The organism is Kitasatospora sp. NPDC057223, from assembly GCF_042669755.1.
GTDB lineage: Bacteria > Actinomycetota > Actinomycetes > Streptomycetales > Streptomycetaceae > Kitasatospora.
Genome location: NZ_JBHUWW010000080.1, coordinates 20,358 through 40,454 on the forward strand (window position 1 = coordinate 20,358; position 20,097 = coordinate 40,454).

The 20,097-nt window shown below is 72.9% G+C and carries 16 protein-coding genes; 8 read left to right on the forward strand and 8 right to left on the reverse strand.

Translation table 11 applies throughout. From position 1 onward, the window contains the following. The first annotated feature begins 6 nt into the window (after positions 1-6). The 3 genes from ACFUK0_RS25335 to ACFUK0_RS25345 are packed head-to-tail and all read left to right on the forward strand — an operon-like array spanning position 7 to position 3,085. Complete coding sequence (locus tag ACFUK0_RS25335; RefSeq protein WP_380254012.1) at positions 7-843, forward strand: STM4013/SEN3800 family hydrolase; 837 nt, start codon at positions 7-9, stop codon at positions 841-843. Beyond that, positions 840-2,174 (forward strand): STM4012 family radical SAM protein, encoded by a 1,335-nt coding sequence (locus ACFUK0_RS25340; protein ID WP_380253981.1) that lies wholly within the window; start codon positions 840-842, stop codon positions 2,172-2,174. Before ACFUK0_RS25335 ends, ACFUK0_RS25340 begins: the two co-directional genes overlap by 4 nt. A 26-nt stretch (positions 2,175-2,200) precedes the next feature. After that, on the forward strand, positions 2,201-3,085 hold the full coding sequence (locus tag ACFUK0_RS25345; protein ID WP_380254014.1) for an STM4011 family radical SAM protein: 885 nt from the start codon (positions 2,201-2,203) through the stop codon (positions 3,083-3,085). A gap of 28 nt (positions 3,086-3,113) precedes the next feature. Here the strand turns inward: ACFUK0_RS25345 and ACFUK0_RS25350 are convergent, their stop codons facing one another. The 6 genes from ACFUK0_RS25350 to ACFUK0_RS25375 form a co-directional block, all read right to left on the reverse strand. After that, positions 3,114-4,313: a serine/threonine-protein kinase gene (locus ACFUK0_RS25350; protein WP_380253983.1), complete on the reverse strand. Its 1,200-nt coding sequence runs from the start codon at positions 4,311-4,313 to the stop codon at positions 3,114-3,116. An 81-nt stretch (positions 4,314-4,394) separates the two neighbouring features. Beyond that, a complete protein-coding gene (locus tag ACFUK0_RS25355; protein WP_380253985.1) occupies positions 4,395-5,384 on the reverse strand; it encodes an ABC transporter substrate-binding protein in 990 nt (329 codons plus the stop codon). A 56-nt stretch (positions 5,385-5,440) separates the two neighbouring features. Then, positions 5,441-6,250 carry an amino acid ABC transporter ATP-binding protein gene (locus ACFUK0_RS25360; protein ID WP_380253987.1) on the reverse strand — a complete coding sequence of 270 codons (810 nt, stop codon included), beginning with the start codon at positions 6,248-6,250 and terminating at the stop codon, positions 5,441-5,443. Continuing rightward, on the reverse strand, positions 6,247-7,263 hold the full coding sequence (locus tag ACFUK0_RS25365; protein ID WP_380253989.1) for an amino acid ABC transporter permease: 1,017 nt from the start codon (positions 7,261-7,263) through the stop codon (positions 6,247-6,249). Before ACFUK0_RS25365 ends, ACFUK0_RS25360 begins: the two co-directional genes overlap by 4 nt. Before the next feature lie 49 nt (positions 7,264-7,312). Then, a complete protein-coding gene (locus ACFUK0_RS25370; protein ID WP_380253992.1) occupies positions 7,313-8,263 on the reverse strand; it encodes an ABC transporter substrate-binding protein in 951 nt (316 codons plus the stop codon). Positions 8,264-8,388: 125 nt separating this feature from the next. Further along, positions 8,389-9,567, reverse strand: a complete 1,179-nt coding sequence (locus ACFUK0_RS25375; RefSeq protein WP_380253994.1) for an LLM class flavin-dependent oxidoreductase — start codon at positions 9,565-9,567, stop codon at positions 8,389-8,391. A gap of 719 nt (positions 9,568-10,286) precedes the next feature. Here ACFUK0_RS25375 and ACFUK0_RS25380 point away from each other — a divergent pair. Continuing rightward, positions 10,287-11,324: an amino acid ABC transporter permease gene (locus ACFUK0_RS25380; RefSeq protein WP_380253996.1), complete on the forward strand. Its 1,038-nt coding sequence runs from the start codon at positions 10,287-10,289 to the stop codon at positions 11,322-11,324. Then, positions 11,321-13,276 (forward strand): FAD/NAD(P)-binding protein, encoded by a 1,956-nt coding sequence (locus ACFUK0_RS25385; RefSeq protein WP_380253998.1) that lies wholly within the window; start codon positions 11,321-11,323, stop codon positions 13,274-13,276. The genes ACFUK0_RS25380 and ACFUK0_RS25385 overlap by 4 nt, the downstream gene beginning before the upstream one ends. Here the strand turns inward: ACFUK0_RS25385 and ACFUK0_RS25390 are convergent. Continuing rightward, a complete protein-coding gene (locus ACFUK0_RS25390; protein ID WP_380254000.1) occupies positions 13,271-14,131 on the reverse strand; it encodes a hypothetical protein in 861 nt (286 codons plus the stop codon). The genes ACFUK0_RS25385 and ACFUK0_RS25390 overlap by 6 nt on opposite strands. Positions 14,132-14,264: 133 nt before the next feature. Here ACFUK0_RS25390 and ACFUK0_RS25395 point away from each other — a divergent pair, with 133 nt between their 5' ends. Next, the gene (locus tag ACFUK0_RS25395; RefSeq protein ID WP_380254002.1) at positions 14,265-16,562 is read left to right on the forward strand and encodes an FdhF/YdeP family oxidoreductase; all 2,298 of its coding nucleotides are present in this window, start codon (positions 14,265-14,267) and stop codon (positions 16,560-16,562) included. Positions 16,563-16,621: 59 nt separating this feature from the next. Here ACFUK0_RS25395 and ACFUK0_RS25400 read toward each other — a convergent pair whose 3' ends face one another. Beyond that, positions 16,622-18,331, reverse strand: a complete 1,710-nt coding sequence (locus ACFUK0_RS25400) for an NlpC/P60 family protein (protein WP_380254004.1) — start codon at positions 18,329-18,331, stop codon at positions 16,622-16,624. A 274-nt stretch (positions 18,332-18,605) separates the two neighbouring features. On the opposite strand from ACFUK0_RS25400, the gene ACFUK0_RS25405 reads away from it, so the two are divergent. After that, a complete protein-coding gene (locus ACFUK0_RS25405; protein WP_380254006.1) occupies positions 18,606-19,778 on the forward strand; it encodes an anion permease in 1,173 nt (390 codons plus the stop codon). A gap of 11 nt (positions 19,779-19,789) precedes the next feature. Further along, positions 19,790-20,026: a hypothetical protein gene (locus ACFUK0_RS25410; protein WP_380254008.1), complete on the forward strand. Its 237-nt coding sequence runs from the start codon at positions 19,790-19,792 to the stop codon at positions 20,024-20,026. The last annotated feature ends 71 nt before the right edge of the window (positions 20,027-20,097 follow it).

The following is a 20,097-nucleotide window of genomic DNA, read 5'->3' on the forward strand; positions in this document are numbered from 1 at the left end:
CCCGACATGAACGAGATCGTCGGCAGTCACGACCTGCTCCTGGTCACCCTCGACACTCTGCGTTTCGACGTGGCCGCGGAGCTGGCCGAAGCAGGGCGCATCCCGAACCTCACGGCCGTGCTGCCCGGCGGGCGCTGGGAGCGCCGGCACTCCCCCGGCAGCTTCACCTACGCCGCACACCAGGCCCTCCTGGCGGGCTTCCTGCCCACTCCGGCAAGCCCGGACGGCCCGCACCCGCGCCTGTTCGCCGCGCGCTTCGCCGGCTCCGAGAGCACCGAGCCCCGGACGTGGGTGTTCGACACTCCCGACCTGCCGTCCGGGCTGGCGCAGGCCGGGTACCGCACCGTCTGCATCGGCGGCGTCGGCTTCTTCAACAAGCAGGGCCCGCTCGGCTCGGTGCTCCCCGGGATGTTCCAGGAGAGCCACTGGGAGCCGGAGTTCGGCGTCCCCTCGCCCGTCTCCTTCGAGGCCCAGGTGGCCCGTGCCGAGGAGGTGGCCGCCGCGCAGCCGGCCGGGCAGCCGCTCTTCCTCCTGCTCAACGTGGCCGCCCTGCACCAGCCGAACTGGTTCCACCTCCCCGGCGCCACCCGCGCCCACGGCGACAGCCGGGCCAGCCACGCGGCGGCCCTGGAGTACGTGGACCTGCACATCGGCCGCCTGTTCACCGCGATGAGCCGGCGCCGCCCCTGCTTCGCGATCGTCTGCTCCGACCACGGCACGGCCTACGGCGAGGACGGCTACACCGGGCACCGGATCGGCCACGAGGTGGTCTGGACGGTCCCGTACGCGCACTTCACCCTGGCCGCCACCACCACGACCGCCGAGGAGGCGCAGGCCCGATGACCACCACCCTCCCGCCGGTGGCGGACTCCCCGTACCGCAGTTACGTCTACGCCTACCCGCACAAGACGGCCTACCGGCCGCTGCCCGACCGCCCGCTGCTCCGCGAGGTCTGGGCGGGCGAGCCGCAGCACGCGCTCTCGCTGTACCTGCACGTCCCGTTCTGCGAGGTGCGCTGCGGCTTCTGCAACCTGTTCACCCGGATCGGCAGCCCGGACGGCCTCACCACCGCCTACCTGGACGCGCTGGAGCGGCAGGCCGGCGCGGTGCGCGAGGCACTGGACGCCGACGCCCGGTTCGCGCTGGCGGCGTTCGGCGGCGGCACCCCGACCTACCTGACCGCCACCGAGCTGGAGCGGCTCTGCGACATCGCCGAGCAGCGGATGGGCGCCGACCTGCGGGCCGTCCCGCTCTCGGTGGAGGCCTCCCCCGACACCGCCACCGCCGACCGGCTGGAGGTGCTGGCCGCCCGCGGCACCACCCGGCTGAGCCTGGGCGTGCAGTCCTTCCTCGACGAGGAGGCGAAGTCCGCCGTCCGCCCGCAGAAGCGCGCCAAGGTGGAGGCGGCGCTCGGGCGGATCCGGGCGGCCGGCTTCCCCGTCCTCAACATCGACCTGATCTACGGCATCGACGGCCAGACCACGGCGAGCTGGCTGCGCTCACTGGACGCCGCGCTCGCCTGGGAGCCCGAGGAGCTGTACCTCTACCCGCTGTACGTCCGCCCGCTGACCGGCCTCGGCCGGCGGGCCGGCGAGCACGGCTCCCGCGACTGGGACGAACAGCGCCTGACCCTGTACCGCGCGGGGCGGGACCACCTGCTGGCGCTCGGCTACCAGCAGGTGTCGATGCGGATGTTCCGCCGGGGCGGCTCGCCGGACGCCGGGACGAGCGAGTACAGCTGCCAGACCGACGGCATGGTGGGCCTGGGCTGCGGCTCCCGCTCCTACACCTCCGGTCTGCACTACTCCTTCGACTACGCGGTCGACGCCGGCGAGGTCCGCTCGATCATCGACGACTACGTGGCCACCACCGACTTCACCCGGGCCGAGGTCGGCCACCGGATGGACGGCCGGGAGGCGCGCCGCCGCCACCTCGTCCAGTCCCTGCTCCAGGCCGAGGGACTCGACCTCGCCGACTACCGGCAGCGCTTCGGCAGCGGCCCCGACGCGGACTTCCCCGCCGAACTCGCCGCGCTGGCGGCCGCCGGCCGGCTCGCCGACGCCCCCGGGCGGCTGCGGCTCACCCCCGAGGGCCTGGCCCACTCCGACGCCGTCGGCCCCGACCTGTTCTCGCCCGCCGTCCGGGCCCTGATGGCCGCCTACGAGGCGAAGTGACCGGGCACCCGGTGACCGACCTCGGCCTGCCCGGCTTCCACCCGCCCGGGCCCGACCCGCTCGACCTGACGGTCCTCTACCGGGGCCCGCTGGCCTCCTGCGACTACGACTGCCCCTACTGCCCGTTCGGCAAGCGCCGGGACACCCCGGAGCAGCTGCGCGCCGACCGCGCCGCACTCGACCGGTTCGCCGGCTGGGCCACCGCCGCCGGGCAGCACGGCGACACCCTCTCGCTGCTGTTCACGCCGTGGGGCGAGGGCCTGGTCCGCTCCTGGTACCGGGAGACGCTGGCCGCCCTCAGCCGGGAGCCGCACATCCGCCGGGTCGCGATCCAGACCAACCTGAGCTTCCGCACCGACTGGCTGGCCGGCGCCGACCTCGGCACCCTCGCCCTGTGGGCGACGTACCACCCGGGCGAGGTCACCCACGAACGCTTCCTCGCCAAGTGCCGCGAGCTGAGCGCCCTCGGCGTCCGGTACAGCGTCGGCGTGGTCGGCGAGCCGGAACACCTGGCACCGGCCCGCCGGCTGCGCGCGGAGCTGCCACCGGAGGTGTACCTCTGGGTCAACGCCGCCGAGGGCCGCACCTACACCGACGCGCAGGCCGCCGAGTGGACGTCGCTCGACCCGCTCTTCGGCTACAGCCGCGACCCGCACCCGAGCGGCGGCCGGGCCTGCCGCACCGGCCGGTCGGTCATCTCGGTGGACGGCGACGGAACGGTGCGGCGCTGCCACTTCGTACGGACCGGGCTGGGCAACCTGTACGACGGCTCGTACCGCGCCGCCCTCGGCCCCCGCCCCTGCGAACTAGCCGTCTGCGACTGCCACATCGGCTACGTGCACCTGGAGACACTGCCGCTGTACGACGTGTTCGCGGGCGGCGTCCTGGAGCGGATCCCGGCGGGTTGGTGAGGCGCACCGCAAACGGCCCGCCGGCGCGTCAGCCGTGCTGGGGGCTGCCGGCGAGCAGTGCGGCGAGGGGTGGCCGGGCGGTGGTGCCGGGGCCCCGGCGGGTGGCCTCGGCCTGCCAGCGGGCGAGGTCGCGGGCGGCGTCCGCGCGGGCCTCGGGGTCGGCGGCGAGGGCGGGGAGCAGGTCGCGCAGGAGGGCGGTGGCGGCGGCCGGTTCGCCGGAGCGGGCGAGCCAGACGGCGAGGTCGTGGCAGGTCCGCAGGGTGCGGGGGTCGGTGCGGCCGCAGACCCGGGCGAAGTCGGGGATCAGCGTGTGCAGCAGCCGGACGGCTTCGGCGGGCCCGCCGTCGACTCCGCGCTGCCAGGCCTGGTCGGCCCGTTCCTTGAGCTCCTCGGGGGTCGGGGCGGGCGGGCCGGCGGCGATCTCCGCGAGCCGGCGGCGGACTTCGGCGGCGTCCGCGGGCCGGTCGGCCGGGTCCTTCGCGAGGAGCTGGAGGATCAGGGCGGACAGTGCGGGTTCGGCGCCGCGCGGCGGGCGCGGGGTCTCGTGGAGGTGCTGGTACATCAGGGAGACGGCGGTCAGGGCACCGAAGGGCCGCTCCCCCGCGGTGAGTTGGTACAGCACGCAGCCGAGCGCGTACAGGTCGGCCCGGCCGTCCACATGGCCACCGGACCAGCGTTCGGGCGACAGGTAGTGCGGGCTGCCGATGACGCTGCCGGTGCTGGTCAGCCCGGCGGCCGTGGTCTCCAGCCGGGCGATGCCGAAGTCCAGCACCTTGGCCTCGCCGGCCTCGGTGATCATGATGTTCTCGGGCTTGATGTCGCGGTGCACGACGCCGGCCCGGTGGGCCGCGTCCAGCGCGCCGCAGACCTGCCCGGCCCACTGCAGGGCCGAACGGCGCTCGGGCACCCCGGACTTGAGGACGTCCGCGAGCGAGCGGCCGCGCACGAGTTCCATCACCAGGTAGTGGGTGACGAGCCCGGCGCCGCGCACCTGCCCGAGGTCGTACAGGGTCACGATGTGCGGGTGCGAGAGGTTGCCGACCGTGCGGGCCTCGGCGACGAAGCGCCGTACCTCCCGTTCGTCGGCCGCGTTCTCCTCGGAGATGACCTTCACCGCGACCGGGCGGCCGACGGTCTCGTCGAAGGCCTCCCAGACCACCCCGAAGCCGCCCTTGCCGATGCCGCCTACCAGTCGGTAGCGGCCGTCCAGCACATCGCCGACCCGCATGCCCTGCCCCCCGAGTCCACCGGATTCGAACGGTGTTCACGATAGCGGGCGGGGCAGGGCTTGCGGGTCGGCGACACCGGGCTACGGCTTGGTCTTCGGCAGGCCGGGCGGGTTGATCTCGGAGGTCTTCACCGCCTCGTTGTCCAGGCCCCAGCGCTTGAGCACCTGGTCGTAGGTCCCGTTCTTGATGACCTCGTTGATCGCCTCGTTCAGCGACTTGACCAGGCCGTTGTCCTTCTTGGTGGTCGCCGCGATCTTGCCCAGCACGTCGGCGCCGCCGCCGGAGTAGGTGCCGATCACCTCGGTCTCACCGGTCTGCACGGCGTGGAAGGCCGCGGCCGGGTTCGGGCCGAGGTAGATGTCGATCCGGCCGGAGGAGAGGGCCAGGTAGTAGTCCGAGGCGCTCTGGAAGTACTTGATGTCGACCGGCTTGAGGCCCGCCTTGACGTTCTGGTCGTTCCAGTCGATCAGCAGCTTCTCCTGGTTGGTGCCGGAGGCGACCCCGATGCTGTGGCCGGCCACGTCCGCCGGTCCGGTGACCTTCCAGCCGCTGCCCTTCTTGGCCTCGAAGCCGAGGATGTCCAGGCGGTAGGTGGCGAAGTCGTACTTCTCCTTGCGGGCCTCGGTGACGGTGATGTTGGTGAAGCCGGCGTCGTACTTGCCGCTGTCCAGACCGACGAAGACGTTCTCCCAGGAGACCGGGTTGAGTTCGACCTTGAGGCCGAGCACGTTGCCGACCAGGTAGGAGAGGTCGGCCTCGACGCCGATGATGGTCTTGTCGTCGGTGGCGTGGAAGCCCAGGGGCGGCACCGTGCCGATCGAGTCGACGACCTGTAGCGTTCCTCGCTTTCTGATCTCCTCCGGCACGAGCGCGGCGATGGTATCCACCTTCGGCGTGGTCACCCGGTTCTGATCAGCCGTCAGGTTCACCGTGACTCCGTTCGGGGCCACCGCGCCCTTCGACGGGGCCAGGTCCGCAGAGGCGTTGGACGAGCTGCCGCAGGCGGCGAGGGTGAGGGCGGCGGCGAGCGAGGCGGCGGCCGAGACGAAGGCGCGACGGGGTAGGGACATGGCGGAACTCCTCTGTGGAGGGCGGGAAAAGGGAGGGGTGTGGCGGAACCGGGGTGCTACAGCACCTTGGAGAGGAAGGCGCGGGTGCGCTCGTGCTGCGGGTCGTCCAGCACGGCGGCCGGGGTGCCCTGCTCGACGATGACCCCGTCGTCCATGAAGACCACGGTGTCGGCCACCTCGCGGGCGAAGCCGATCTCGTGCGTCACGACGATCATGGTGGTGCCGGTGCGCGCCAGGTCCTTGATCACGTCGAGCACCTCGCCGACCAGCTCCGGGTCGAGCGCCGAGGTCGGCTCGTCGAAGAGCAGCACCTTGGGCTCCAGCGCGAGCGCCCGGGCGATCGCGACCCGCTGCTGCTGGCCGCCGGACAGCTGGCGCGGGTAGGCGTCGGCCTTGTCGGAGAGTCCGACCCGGGCGAGCAGCGCGAGCGCCGCCTTCCGCGCCTCGGCCTTGGGCTGCCGGCGCGCGCTGACCGGGGCCTCGACGATGTTGTCGAGCACGGTCAGGTGCGGGAAGAGGTTGAAGTTCTGGAAGACGAAGCCGATGTTGGTGCGCTGGCGCAGCACCTCGCGCTCCTTCAGCTCGTGCAGCTTGCCGCCCGAGCGCCGGTAGCCGATCAGCTCACCGTCGATCGAGACGAAGCCCCGGTCGAGCTTCTCCAGGTGGTTGATGGCGCGCAGCAGCGTGGACTTGCCCGAGCCGGACGGGCCGAGCACCACGGTCACCGAGCCGGCCGCGACGGTCAGGTCGACGCCGCGCAGCACCTGGAGGGCGCCGAAGCTCTTGTGCACGCCGCGGATCTGCACCACGGGATCGGCGGCGGATGCGGCGGCGGATTCGACAGCGGCGGCGGTGGTGGCGGTCATGAGCGGCCTCCGGTGGACGGTGCGGTGCTGGACGGTGCGGTGCGGCGGGTCGCCTGGATGTGCCGGACGAAGCCGCGGGCCCGCTGGAGCGGGGTGGGCGGCGGGGTGCGCTGGGCGCCCCGGGCGAAGTACCGCTCGACGTAGTACTGGCCGACCGACAGCAGCGTGGTGAGCAGGATGTACCAGAAGGTGGCGACCATCAGCAGCGGCACCACCCGGCCGGTCCGGCCGTAGATCACCTGGACCTGGTAGAAGAGTTCGCCGATCGCCATCACGTAGACGATCGAGGTGCCCTTGAACAGCGAGATGACCTCGTTGGCGGCGGCCGGCAGGATGCCCCGCATGGCCTGCGGCAGGACGATCCGCCAGGCCTGCCGGAAGCGCGGGATGCCGAGGGCGGCGGCGGCCTCCAGCTGGCCGGTCTCGACGGCGATGATGCCGCCGCGGATGATCTCGGCGGCGTAGGCGGCCTGGTGCAGGGCGAGGCCGAGCACTGCCGCACCCATCGCGCCGAGGATGCCGATGGTGTCGAAGGAGACCAGCGTGGGCCCGAACGGGATGCCGAGGCCGAGGCGCTTGTACAGGTACGAGAGGTTGAACCAGAAGACCAGCTGCACGATCAGCGGGATCGAGCGGAAGGCCCAGATGTACGCCCAGGCGATGGTCTGCAGGATGGGGCTGCGCGACAGCCGCAGGGCGGCGATGCCGGCGCCCAGCAGGAAGCCCAGGACCGTTCCGTAGAACGTCAGTTGAAGGGTGACCCAGACCGAGCGCAGGATCGTCTCGGTGGTGACGAAGGCCCGGAAGGTCGCCCAGTCCCAGCCGGGGTTGGTGGCCATGCCGTGGATGAACTGGGCGACCACGACGGCGGCGAGGAGGCCGGCGGCCCAGCGCCACGGGTGGCGGGCGGGGACGACCTTGAGCGAGGCCAGGTCCTCCGGGAGCTGTGTTCCGGCGGTCGCCGGTGGTGCGGGGAGCGGTACGGCCGCGGCCGTACCGGTGGTGAGAGTCATGGGGGGATTCCTCCGAAGCGCGGACACGGGATCGAGCGCGGACACGGGATCACGGGTGCTCGGGCGGGCTGATCTGGGACTCCTTGATCGCGGAGTCGGTGACGCCCCACTTCTTCAGGATCCGGTCGTACGTGCCGTCCTTGATCAGCTGGTTCACGGCGCCCTGGAACGCGGGGGTCAGCGGCGAGCCCTTCTTGAAGGCGAAGCCGACGTCGAGGCGGTGGAACTCGCCGAGGAACTTCGTCCCCGAGGCCTCCTGGGACGCCTGGTAGCGCAGGCCGTTGATGGTCGACATCAGGACGTCGATCCGGCCCTGCTGGAGGCCGGTGAGGATCGCGCCGTTGTCGGAGAACGCGCTCACCTCGTACGGCTTCTTGCCGGCGTCGGTGCAGATGTTCTTCTTGCTGTTCAGCGTCGTCTCGAAGGTGGTGCCGGCGCCGGTGCCGATCTTCAGGCCGCAGAGCTGGAGCAGGTCGGTGACGGGCTGGACGCTGGTGTTGTCCTTCTTGACCGCGAAGCCCTGGCCGTCGTCGATGTAGGTGACGAAGTCGATGGTCTTCAGGCGGGCCGTGGTGACGCCGAAGTTGCCGGTGCCGAGGTCGTACTTGCCGCTGTCCAGCGCGGGCAGGATGGTCTCGAACTTGGCCTCCTCGCGCTCGACGGTGAGGCCGAGCACCTTGGCGACGGCGTCGGTGAAGTCGATGTCGATGCCGGCCGGCTTCTTGACCGCCTGGTCCGGGTAGAAGGCGGTCGGCGGGGCGCCGACGGCACTGCCCACCTTGAAGCTGCCCGTCTTGCGGACGTCCTCCGGCAGCAGCGCGGCGATGCTGTCGACCTTGGTGACGGAGGACACCAGGTCCTGGGCGGCGGCGGAGACGGCCTGGCTCCCGGCCGGGGCGGGCTTGGCCTTCGCGGGGTCGGAGCCGCAGGCGCTCAGGGCCAGCACCGGGAGCAGGGCGGTGGCGGCGATCAGGCCGCGGCGGACGGTGGTGGCTCTCACGGAGGTGGCGCCTTTCGGTGGTGGCCGGCCGCTGGGGGGCGGGCCTGGATGCGGGGCGGAGCGGACGTGCGGTGGAGCGGGGGTGCTGCCCGGACGGCGGGTCAGGCCTGGCGGCGGTCGGCGGGTCAGGCCTGGACGGCGATCAGCTGGTGCCGGTCGCGCTCGGCCCGCTCCTGGCGGGCGGCCTCCGCGGCGGCCTTCTGCGCGTCCCGCTTGGCGACCTCCTCGCGGACGATCGGGATGACGTACCGGCCGAAGTCGATGGCGTCGTCGAGCAGGGCGTAGCCGCGCGCGGACAGGATGTCGACGCCGAGGTCGTAGTAGTCGAGCAGCGCCTGCGCGACCGTCTCGGGCGTGCCGACCAGCGCGTTGGAGTTGCCGGATCCGCCGGTGGCGGCCGCGGTCGGGGTCCACAGTGCGCGGTCGTAGCGCTCGCCGGCCTCGGCGATGGCGATCAGCCGCTGCGAGCCGGCGTTCTCCGGCTGCCAGGTCCTGCCCGCGTCGCCGAGGGGCAGGCGGCGGGCGAAGGCGCCGGCCTTCTTGCGCTCGTTGATGACGGCGACCGTCCGGTGGGCCTTCTCCCAGGCCAGCTCCTCGGTCGGCGCGATGATCGGCCGGAACGCCACCTGGATCTTCGGCACGTCGGTGCGCCCGGCCGCGAGCGCGGCGGCCTTCACCGTCTCGATCTGCTCGGCGGTCTGCGCGAGCGGCTCGCCCCAGAGGGCGTAGATGTCGGCCTCGGCCCCGCCGGCCGCGTACGCGGCGGCGGAGGAGCCGCCGAAGGAGACGTTCGGGCGCGGCGCCTGGACTGGGAAGACGTCGGCGACGAAGTCCTTGAAGCGGTAGTACTCGCCCTCGTGGTCGAAGGCCTCCCGGCTCGTCCAGGCCTGCTTGACGATCCGGATGTACTCGCGGGTCCGGTCGTAGCGCTGGTCCTTCGTCAGGAAGTCGCCCTCGCGCTGCTGCTCGTGGTCGTTGCCGCCGGTGATGAAGTGCACGGTGAGCCGGCCGTCGCTGAGCTGGTCGAGGGTGGCGAAGGTCTTGGCGGCGAACGTCGGGTAGGAGACGTTGGGCCGGTGGGCGAGCAGGATCTGGAGCTTGTCGAGCTTGGAGGCGATGTACGCGGCGGCGGGCGCCGGGTCCGGGGCGCCCGCCGCGTAGGCGAACAGGACGCGGTCCCAGCCGTTGTCCTCGTGGGCCCGGGCCAGGCGCAGGGTGTACTCGCGGTCGAAGGCGGCGCCGCTACGGGTGTCGGTCTCCGAGCCGTTGTTGGTGGCGGCGATACCGAGGAACTCCACGGGCATGATGACTGGCCTTTCGGTTCTCGACGCGACTGCGCCGCTGAAGGTGGGGGATGCCGGACCAGGGCGCCGGCACGGATGCGGGCACACCGGAGGAAGCCGTGGCGCGGGCCCGGCGGTGGGTGGCGGGGAGGCGGAATACGCGGCGGGCGGGGTACCCGGACGACGGCGGTACGCGGAGGAGGCGGGCTACGCGGACGGTGGGGCGCGGCGGACGCTACGGCGCGGCCGCACGGGAGGCCTTGGACGGCAACGCGTGACAGTGGAGCGGCTGGAGTGAGGGTGGCGGCAGCGTGCGCCTGTTGGGCCGTCGGCGTACGACGGCTTCCCGGCCCGCGACGGGGCACCGAGGGAGGGGTCTCCGAAGGAGAGAAGGGCCGGTCAGATCAGACGGCCCGCTGCCGAGGTCAGCCGCGACACGCCGCGGACCACACTCGACCGAAGTCGATGTGATCGCGGGTGACCAGGGGCTGCTCGGCGTACATGCGACCTAGTTGAGCAGTCAGAGGTGGAATCCGTCAACCAGCGTCCATTTCCCGGTTTCTGATCGTGACTTCCCAGCTCGGACGGCCGGTCCCGTCTCTTGACACCGACCGATCGGGCATGCGTACGATCCAGGCGGAGTGAGTGCACGCCCGGCCGCGTTGAGGGACGCGGGACGCGGCGTCGGCAGTACGTGACAGCCCCCGCCTGCCCGCACCTCCCCGCCTGGAGCGCCCCTCATGGCCACCCCGCAGGACGTCCTGCCCGCCGCCGGCCCACGGCCGCTGCCCCTCGTCAAGGCACCCGCCACGCCCGCGGACCACCTGCCGGACCCGCTGACCGACGCCCCGATCGTCGCCCGCCGCCGCCCCGGGCAGCTCGTCTCCGCCGCCTTCGCGCTGCTGCTGCTCGCGATGGCCGTCAACTCCGTCGTCCGCAACAAGGCGTTCCAGTGGGACGTGGTGGCCGACTACTTCACCTCCACCTCGGTCATCGACGGCCTGCTGCTCACGCTCTGGCTCACCGGCGCCACGCTCTCCCTCGGGTTCGTCCTGGGCACCGTGCTCGCCACCATGCGGCTCTCCGCCAACCCGGTGCTGCGCACGATCGGCTGGGGCTACATCTGGCTGTTCCGCTCCACGCCGCCGCTGGTGCAGCTGCTGTTCTTCTTCAACATCGGCGCGCTCTACCCGACGCTCGGCCTCGGCATCCCGTTCGGCCCGGAGTTCGTCACCTTCAAGACGGTGAACCTGCTCGGGCCGACCCTCACCGCCGTCATCGGGCTCACCCTGCTGGAGGCCGCGTACGCCGCCGAGGTGGTGCGCGGCGGCATCCTGTCCGTCGACCGGGGGCAGCTGGAGGCCGCGCAGGCGCTCGGGCTCGGCCGGGGCCGGGTGCTGCGGCGGATCATCATCCCGCAGGCCATGCGCTCGATCGTGCCGACCGCCGGCAACATGCTGATCAGCGCGCTCAAGGGCACCAGCATCGTCAGCGTGCTGGCCGTCTCGGACCTGCTGTACTCCGTGCAGCTCGTCTACAACCAGACCTACCAGGTCATCCCGATGCTGCTGGTCGCGACCATCTGGTACCTCGTGGTCACCACCGTGCTGTCCGTCGGCCAGTACTACATCGAGCGCCACTACGCCCGGGGCGCCACCCGCGAGGGCCTGCCGCCGACCCCGCTGCAGCGGGCCCGGGCCGCGCTCGGGCGGCTGCGCACCGCCGTGGACGCCGACGACGAGACCGCCGCACGCACCGCAGCCGGGGAGGGCCGATGAGCACGCTGGTGATCGTCGGCGCGGGGCCGCGCGGCGCCGGGCTGCTGGAGCGGATCGCCGCCAACTCCGCCGAACTCCTGCCCGCCGACAGTCCGTTGCACGTCCACCTGGTCGACCCGTACCCGCCGGGGGCGGGCCGGATCTGGCGCCACGACCAGTCGCCGCTGCTGCGTATGAACTCGATGGCCGAGGACGTCACCATGTTCACCGACGAGCGCTCGACCATCGAGGGTCCCGTCCGGCCGGGCCCGTCGCTCGCCGAATGGGCCTCCGGCCAGGAGGAGTTCGCGCCCTACCTGGAGGTCGCCGACCCGGACGTCCGGGAGGAGCTGCGGACCCTCGCGCCGACCGACTTCCCCACCCGGCGGGCCCAGAGCGCCTACCTGGACTGGGTGTTCCGCCGGGCGGTCGCCGACCTGCCGGCCCACATCACCGTCACCGTGCACCGCGACACCGTCCACGAGATCACCGGCCCGGCCGACGGCCCGCAGCTCGTCCGGCTCACCGACCGGACGCTGACCGCCGACCACGTCACCCTCACCATCGGCCACCTCGACTCCACCCCCGACCCCCGGTACGCGCCGATGGCCGAGTTCGCCGCCCGGCACGGCCGGTTCCACCTCCCGCCGGCGTTCTCCGCCGACACCGACCTGTCCGGGATAGCCCCGGGGGAGGACCTGATCCTCCGCGGCCTCGGACTGGCCTTCGTGGACCTGGTGTCCCTGCTCACCGAGGGCCGGGGCGGGCGCTTCGAGGAGACCGGCGGCGGCCTGGTCTACCGGCCCTCCGGGCAGGAGCCGGTGATCCACGTCGGCTCGCGGCGCGGCGTCCCCTACCACTCCAAGACCGACTACCGGCTGCAGGGGCCGCCCGCGCCGCTGCCCCGCTACTTCGACCAGGCCGCCGTGGACGGCGTGCTCGCCCGCTCGGGCCCGCTCGAACTGCGCCGGGACTTCTGGCCGTTGATGGCCAAGGAGATCGGCTTCGGGCACTACCACGAGCTGTTCCACGCCCACCCTGAGCGCACCACCGTGCGCTGGGAGGACTTCCTCGCCGCGTACGACCGGCTCGACTGGTACTCCCCGACGCTGGCCCAGCTGATCACCACCGCCGTCCCCGACCCGGCCGACCGGCTCGACTTCGAGCACCTCGACCACCCGCTGGCCGGCCTGGAACTCGGCTCCGCCGAGGAACTCCAGCAGTACCTGCGCGACTACATCACCGACGACGCCGCCCGCCGCGCCGACTCCGCGCACAGCGCCGACCTCGGGGCCTTCCTCGCGCTGCTCTCGCTGTTCGTCCAACTGCCCCGGGTGATGGCCTCCGGGCGGCTGACCGCCCGCTCGGTGGACGAGGAGCTCGACGGCTGGTGGTTCGGGTTCTTCAGCTACCTCGCCTCCGGCCCGCCCGGCTTCCGGCTGCGCCAGCTGCTCGCCCTCTCCGAGGCCGGCGTGGTCCGCTTCCTGGGCGCCGGCATCACGGTCGAGGCCGACGAGGCCACCGGCACCTTCCGGGCCGCCAGCCCGACCGTGCCCGGCCGCACCGTCACCGCCACCGCGCTGATCGAGGGCTACCTGCCCAAGCACGCGCTGTCGCGCACCAAGGCCCAGGTGCTGCGGCACCTGCACACCACCGGCCGGATCACCGAGGAGATCGTCCGGGACGACGAGCACACCCACCACTCCGGGCTGCTCACCATCTCCCCCGGCGACAGCCGGATCCTGGACCCGGCCCTCGACGGCGCCCCGCACCCGCGCCGCACCGCGCTGGGACCGCACACCAGCTCGCGCGCGGCCGTCGCCTTCGCCCGGCCGCGCACCAACTCCCCCGGGTTCCGGCAGACCGACGCGGTCGCCCGCGTCATCCTGCGCGACCTGGCGGCCGCCGCGCCCGCGGCCGGGCCGCCCGCCCGGCCGGTCACCGCCGGCCTCGCGTCGGCGGCCGCGTCATAGGCCCGGACCGGCCCAGCCGGCCCGCCCGAACGCCGCGGCGGCCACCTGCTCGGCCGTCAGACACTCGGGGGCCAGGAAGATGCGGTCCATCAAGTCCCTTCGACCGGTACGGCGTTCGAGGTACTTGAGGCAGGCGTCGGCCTCCTTGTCGGTCGCGAAGTCCCACACCTGGAACCGGTGGACGAGCGCCACCACCTCCGGCCAGCCGAGCCCGGCGCCGCGGCCCGCCGGGCTCGTCCCCCAGAGCTCCGAGTACCGGCCGAGGTCGAGCCTGGCCTCGTCCAGCAGCGGGTGCCCCTCCCCCAGCACCTGCTGGACCAGCGGTACCAGGTGCTGGAGGCAGGCGAGCGCGCCGGCCACATCGCCGGTGTCGGCGATCTGCAGGGCCAGGTCGTGCTGCGCCTTGAGCACCCGCTGGTCGTACGGGCCGAGGACGGCCGCCAGCTCCGGCAGCAGGGAGGACAGCTGCTGGACGGCGGCCGGCGCGTTGCCCGTGGTCCCGACCAGGACCGCCAGCTCGTAGCGGGCCTGCAGGGTGTCGGGGTCGCCCGGGCCGAGTGCCTGCACGAGGTCCGGGGTCAGCTGCGCGAGGAGCTGGAGGGCGCCGGCCGGGTCGCCGGCCTCGTCCCGGTACCAGGCCAGCTCGCGCCAGGTGGTGAGGGTGTCGCGGTCGTACCGGCCGAGCAGGGCCGCCGTCTCGCGGGCGAGCGCGTCCATCAGCACCACGGCCTCGGCGGGCCCCGCCTGCCCGGCCGCCAGCCGGCGGCGCAGCAGCCCGGCCCGGACGTCCCCGGCGGGCGCTCCGGCCGGTGGCGGTCCGGCCGGTGGAACCGCTGGCGGTACGGCTGGCGGCATGGTTCACGGCTCCTCTGCGGTGGCGGGCACCGACATTCTGCCGCCTCCCAGCGGGTGCCGGCCGGTGCGGGTGGAAGGATGGGTGCCAGGGCCGGCAGCGGAGCGGCCCGCACGATCCGGAGGTGCCCCCGTCATGGCGAAGCAGGCCCCGCAGAGCGACCCGGCCCAGGACGACCCGGAGGTGTCCGCCCCGCAGCACGCGGCGGCCGGGCTGCCGGCCGTCGGCCACAGCCTGCGGATGGCGGCCGAGCAGATGGGCGCCCGCCGCACGCTGGCCACCCTGCGCAAGGTCAACCAGCCGGACGGCTTCGACTGCCCCGGCTGCGCCTGGCCGGAGCCGGACAAGCCGCACACCGCGGAGTTCTGCGAGAACGGCGCCAAGGCCGTCGCCGAGGAGGCCACCGAGCGGCGGATCACCGCCGATTTCTTCGCCGCGCACCCGGTGGCGGAGCTGGCGGAACGCTCCGGTTACTGGCTGGGGCAGCAGGGCCGGCTGACCGAGCCGATGCTGCTGGAGGAGGGCGCCCCGGCCTACGTACCGGTCTCCTGGGAGCGGGCGTTCGGGATCGTCGCCGAGGAGCTGAAGGCTCTCGGCACGCCGGACGAGGCGGCGTTCTACACCTCCGGCCGGACCAGCAACGAGGCGGCGTTCGCCTACCAGCTGTTCGCCCGCAGGCTGGGCACCAACAACCTGCCGGACTGCTCCAACATGTGCCACGAGTCGTCCGGTTCGGCCCTGGTGGAGACGCTCGGGGTGGGCAAGGGCAGCGTCAGCCTGAAGGACCTGTACCAGGCCGACCTGATCATCGTGGCGGGCCAGAACCCGGGCACCAACCACCCGCGGATGCTCTCCGCCCTGGAGCGCGCGAAGCGGGCCGGGGCGCGGATCGTCAGCGTCAACCCGCTGCCCGAGGCCGGTCTCGAACGCTTCAAGAACCCGCAGAACGCGCGTGGTCTGGCCGGGCACGGCACGAAGCTGACCGACCTCTTCCTGCAGATCCGGCTCGGCGGCGACCTGGCCCTGTTCCGCGCCCTCAACCAGCTGCTGCTGGCGGCCGAGGACAAGCACGGCAACGTCCTGGACCGCGAGTTCATCGAGCAGCACTGCCTGGGCTTCGACGACTGGGCGGCCGACGCCCGGACGACCGACCGCGCGGCCGTGCTCGCGGCCACCGGCCTGCCGTACGAGCAGATCGAGGAGCTCGCCTCGATGGTGCTGGCCTCCCGCAAGGTCATCGTCTGCTGGGCGATGGGGCTGACCCAGCACAAGCACGCGGTGCCGACCATCCGCGAGGTGGTCAACTTCCTGCTGCTGCGCGGCAACATCGGCCGGCCCGGGGCCGGTGTCTGCCCGGTGCGCGGGCACAGCAACGTGCAGGGCGACCGGACGATGGGCATCTTCGAGCGCCCGGCGGAGGCGTTCCTGGACGCGCTGGGCAGGGAGTTCGCCTTCGAGCCGCCGCGGGAGCACGGCCTCGACGCGGTGGACACCATCCGGGGGATGCGCGACGGCCGGGTGAAGGTGTTCTTCGCGATGGGCGGCAACTTCGTCGCGGCCACCCCGGACACCGACGTCACCGAGGCCGCGATGCGCCGCTGCCGGCTGACCGTGCACGTGTCCACCAAGCTCAACCGCTCGCACGTGGTGACCGGCGCCCGCGCGCTGATCCTGCCGACGCTGGGCCGCACCGACCGGGACGTCACCGCCAAGGGGGCGCAGTTCGTCAGCGTCGAGGACTCGATGGGCATGGTGCACTCCTCGCGCGGCGGCCTGCGCCCGCCGGCCCGGGGGCTGCTCTCCGAGGTCGCGATCGTGTCCCGGCTGGCCCGCGCCACGCTCGGCCCGCAGGACAGTACGCCGTGGGAGGACTTCGCGGACGACTACGACAGCGTCCGCGACCGGATCGCCCGGGTCGTGCCCGGCTTCGACGACTTCAACGCGAAGGTCCGCCGTCCCGGCGGCTTCGCCCTGCCGCACGGCCCGCGCGACAGCCGCAGCTTCCCGACCACCACCGGGAAGGCGAACTTCAGCGTCAACCCGCTGACCGCGCCCGAGGTCCCGGCGGGCCGCCTGCTGCTGCAGACGCTGCGCTCGCACGACCAGTACAACACCACGGTCTACGGCCTGGACGACCGCTACCGGGGCATCACCGGCGGCCGCCGGGTGGTGCTGGTCAACCCCGCGGACGCGGCGGAGCTGGGCCTGGCCGAGGGCTCCCACGTCGACCTGGTGAGCGAGTGGCGGGACGGCGTGGAGCGCCGCGCCCCGCACTTCAAGGTGGTGCACTACCCGGTGGCCCTCGGCGGTGCGGCGGCCTACTACCCGGAGACCAACGTGCTGGTGCCGCTGGACTCGACCGCCGACATCAGCAACACCCCGACGTCGAAGGCCGTGGTGGTGCGCTTCGAGCCCGACAGCGGCCCGGTCTGACCGGCCCGTACGACGGACCCGCTGGACGGACCCGGGCCCGCCCGGGTCCGCCCGGCGGCTCAGCCCAGGCCGGACGAGGACGCCGAGACCGCCGAGGAGGTCGTCGAGCCCGCCGTCGAACCCGCCCCGGCGGAGGTCCCGGCCGGGGAGGGCGACTGCGCGGAGTCCGGCGAGGAGGTGGACGGCGAGGACGGCGTACCGGAACCGTCGGGGCTGCCGGTCGCGGACGGCGAGCCGGTCTCCGACGGGCTGCCGGTGCCGGACGGCGTACCGGTGCCCGAGGGGCTGCCGGACGGCGTGCCGGTCGGGCTGCCGCTCGGCGAGGCCGTGGCCGTACCGGACGCGGTGCCGGAAGCACTGCCGGGATCGGTCGGTGAGGTCGGTGCGGTCGGCGCCCCGCCCGGGACGGCCGTCGGCGTACCGGGCTCCGGGACGCCGGCCGGGGCGGGCAGCGCGGGGACGGTGCCGGGCAGCGAAGGCGCTATCGGGGTCACCGAGTCCCAGCCGGCCGGCAGGTCCGGCACCTTCCAGGCGCCGCCGCTCTCGTCCGACGCGGTCTCCGGGTCGGCCCGGACGGCGCCCAGGATCGGCATCGAGCCGATCGGCGACACCTTGATCACCGCGCCGGGGCGCGGCGCCTGCACGACCAGGCCGCCGCCGATGTACATCGCGACGTGCGTGGCACCGGCGAAGTAGATGACCAGGTCGCCGGGGCGCATCTGGTTCAGCGGCACGTGCTGGAGCTGGGCCCACTGCTCCTGGCTGGTGCGCGGGATCGGCTTGCCGGCGTGCAGCCACGCCTGCGAGGTCAGGCCCGAGCAGTCGAAGACGTCCGGGCCGGCGCCGCCCCAGACGTACGGCTTGCCGAGCTGCGCCAGCGCCCAGGCGACCGCGGTCCGGCCCGCCTGCGAGGGCGTCCGCTCGCCCTGGCCGAGGGCGCCGGAGGCGAGGAAGGCCAGCTGGGCCTCGTCCGCCTGGACCTTCTCCAGCTGGGCGAGTTCGGTGCGCTGGGCACCGGTCAGCGAGGCGACCAGCTGTTCGACGGAGTTCAGCTCGGCGGCGACCGCGGCCTTGGCGGCGTCCTGCTGGACGACCAGCGACTGGGAGTCCTTGAGGGCGTCCTCGGCCAGCTTCTGCAGCACGGTCAGCGTAGCGCGGTCGGCCTTGAGGTGGTCCAGGAAGGCCGACTGCGAGCGGCTGGCCTCGGCGAGCAGCTCGGCGATCGTGACCGCCTCGTACGGGTCCTCGGAGAGCAGCAGTTCGGCGTAGGCCGAGGCACTGCCGTTGCGGTACTGGGCGGCGGCGAGCTGGGCGGCCACGTCGGTGCCCGCGTCCACCGCCTTCTGCTGGCGGTCCACGCTCCCCTGCACGTCCTGCACGGTGGCCTGCTGCTGGGCCAGTCGGGCGACGGTGCCGTTGTACTGCTCGGTGGCCGCCTCCGCGTTGCCGTAGAGCACGTGCAGCCGCTCCAGCAGGGGGCCGAGGGTGGCCTTGGCGTCGGCGAGCGGGTCGTCGCCGGGAGCGACGGTCGGGGCGGCCGAGGCCGTCGGGACGGGCGCCGGTGCGGCGAAGGCGGCCTGGGAGACCAGCGGCAGTGACAGTGCGGCCACGGCCAGGACGGCGCCGCAGCGGAGTGCGGCCCGCACCCATGGCCGTACGCCGGTCGTCTCGGTGCGCCGCAAAGCCCCGCCCATCGGTGTGCCCTCCCGCCCCGGCAGCTCTTCGGTGTGGCTCGCCGGATCCTCGCCGATCCTGTCACGCCGTGCCACGGGCCAGACAGACCGTGCCCGTACATATTGATGAATTCTTCAGAGAGCACGGGCAGATTGTGAGACAGGTCTCAGCAAACCATCGTGAAGCGGGATGATCCGGTCAAAACACCTGCCCAGAGGCCCTGTCTCCACAACTTCACAGGATCTTCGCAACCTCCAGGACACCCGTGGAACCGCAACGCCCGGTCTAGTTCACCTTCCGTTCATTCACCATCCCTACGGTCGCCCATGACACCGACATCAGTACGGCAACTACGACGATTGTTTGGGTATGGAACACATCTCGTTCCTGGTAGCCGTCGTGATCATCACGGCGCTCGCCTTCGACTTCACCAACGGGTTCCACGACACCGCCAACGCGATGGCCACCTCCATCGCCACCGGTGCCCTACGGCCGAAGGTCGCAGTCACCATCGCGGCGGTCCTCAACTTCGCGGGCGCGTTCCTGTCCGTGAAGGTCGCCACCACCATCTCGGGCGGAATCGTCAACGAGAAGGCGGGCATCCATCCGTCGATCATCTTCGCCGCCCTGGTCGGCGCGATCCTCTGGAACCTGCTGACCTGGCTGCGCGGTCTGCCGTCCAGCTCCTCGCACGCGCTCTACGGCGGCCTGATCGGCGCCACCATCGTCGGTGTCGGCATCAACGGCGTGAACTTCACCACCGTCGTCACCAAGATCCTGATCCCCGCCGTGGCCTCCCCCGTCGTGGCCGGCCTGGCCGCCTGGGGCGCCACCAAGATGGCGTACGCGATCACCCGGCGCGGCAACGAGAAGACCGTCACCAAGACCTTCAAGACCGGCCAGATCTTCTCGTCCTCGCTGATCTCGCTGGCGCACGGCACCAACGACGCCCAGAAGACCATGGGCATCCTGACCCTGACCCTGGTCTCGGTCGGCGCGCTGCCCAAGGGCGCACTGCCCCCCACCTGGGTGATCGTCAGCGCCGGCGCCGCCATCGCGCTCGGCACCTACATGGGCGGCTGGCGGATCATCCGCTCGATGGGCAAGGGCCTGGCCGACATCCAGCCGCCGCAGGGCTTCTCCTCCGAGACGGCGGCGGCCGCGGTCATCCTGACCTCGTCCCACATGGGCTACGGCCTCTCCACCACCCAGGTCTGCTCCGGCGGCATCATGGGCGCCGGCCTCGGCGGCCCCAAGCGCGAGCTGAACTGGAGCATGGCCCGCCGGATGGTCTACACCTGGGGCCTGACCCTGCCCGCCGCCGCCACCGTGGCCGGGATCGCGGCCTTCGTCGTGGACCAGGGCACCTGGGGCGTCGTCCTGGTCGGCGCGGCGCTGGTGGCCGGCTCGGCCGGCATGTTCGTCATCTCCCGCCGCCAGCCCGTGCACGCGGACAACGTCCACGAGGTCACCCCGGTCGAGGTGGCCCCGGTCGTCCTCCCGACCGCACCCACCCCCGCCTCCACCACCGTCGCGGCCTGAGGAGCTCCCCCATGAACATCAAGTGGAACGCCCTGGCCCAGACCGCCGGGATCAGCTTCGGCATCACCGTCGCGATGGTCGCGGTCTTCGCCCTCGGCATCCTCGCCCTGTCGCGCCGCGAGCGCGCGCTCGCGCAGACCGGGCCCGGCGGCCCGGGCCGGGCCGGCCTCGCGCTGGCCGGCGCGTCCGTCTGCTTCGCCGCCTGCGCGGCGGTGGTGGTCTACGGGCTGACCCTGATCGCGGCCTGACGCACGACGGCCGGCGCACGACGCAGGCGGACGACGCAGGCGGAACAACGACAACGCACGACGGCCGGGGC